Source organism: Burkholderia sp. AU4i (assembly GCF_000466765.1).
In the GTDB taxonomy this organism is placed as follows: Bacteria; Pseudomonadota; Gammaproteobacteria; order Burkholderiales; family Burkholderiaceae; genus Burkholderia; species Burkholderia cepacia.
In genome coordinates, this window is record NZ_ASSI01000011.1 from 1 (window position 1) to 1,183 (window position 1,183).

Sequence of the window (1,183 nt, forward strand, 5' to 3'; positions counted from 1 at the left end):
CAACTGCTCGAGGATGGCCGGGTTCTCGAGCGTGGACGTGTCCTGCGTGATCGCTTCGCCCTTGGCGAGCGAACGCAGCAGGCGCCGCATGATCTTGCCCGAGCGCGTCTTCGGCAGGTTGTCGCCGAAGCGGATGTCCTTCGGCTTCGCGATCGGCCCGATCTGCTTGCCGACCCAGTCGCGCAGCGTCTTCGCGAGCGCCGCGGCCTCCTCGCCTTCCGGACGCGAACGCTTGAGCACCACGAACGCGACCACCGCCTCGCCCGTCGTGTCGTCAGGACGGCCGACCACGGCCGCCTCGGCCACCAGCTCGTGCGAGACCAGCGCCGATTCGATCTCCATCGTGCCGAGCCGGTGGCCCGACACGTTCAGCACGTCGTCGATCCGGCCCATGATCGTGAAGTAGCCGGTGTCCTTGTCGCGCACGGTGCCGTCGCCGGCGAGGTACAGCGTGCCGCCGAGTTCTTCCGGGTAGTAGCTCTTCCTGAAGCGCTCCGGGTCGCCCCAGATCGTGCGGATCATCGCGGGCCACGGGCGCTTGACGACGAGAATGCCGCCTTGCCCGTTCGGCACGTCCTGGCCGGTTTCGTCGACCACCGCGGCCATGATGCCCGGCAGCGGCAGCGTGCACGAACCGGGCACGGTCGGCGTCGCGCCCGGCAGCGGCGTGATCATGTGGCCGCCTGTCTCGGTCTGCCACCACGTATCGACGATCGGGCAGCGCTCTTGGCCGACGTGCTTGTGATACCACATCCACGCTTCCGGATTGATCGGCTCGCCGACCGTGCCGATGATGCGCAGGCTCGACAGGTCGTAGCTCTTCGGATGCACCTTGTCGTCGGCCTCGGCGGCCTTGATCAGCGAACGGATCGCGGTCGGCGCGGTGTAGAACACGCTGACCTTGTGGTCGCCGATCATCTTCCAGAAGCGGCCGGCGTCCGGGTAGGTTGGCACGCCCTCGAACACGACCTGCGTGCCGCCGCAGGCGAGCGGGCCGTACGTGATGTACGTGTGGCCGGTGACCCAGCCGATGTCGGCCGTGCACCAGAACACGTCGGTGGGCTTCCAGTCGAAGGTCCACTTCATCGTCTGCGCGGCCCACAGCAGGTAGCCGCCGGTGCTGTGCTGCACACCCTTCGGCTTGCCGGTCGAGCCCGACGTATACAGGATGAACAGCGGATGC

Annotated in this window: 1 protein-coding gene; it reads right to left on the minus strand. The window is 67.6% G+C overall.

Going from position 1 to position 1,183, the window contains the following annotated elements; all coding sequences use genetic code 11:
- A partial coding sequence (locus L810_RS01265; protein WP_042972767.1) for an acetate--CoA ligase occupies window positions 1-1,183 on the minus strand: 1,183 nt, incomplete at both ends.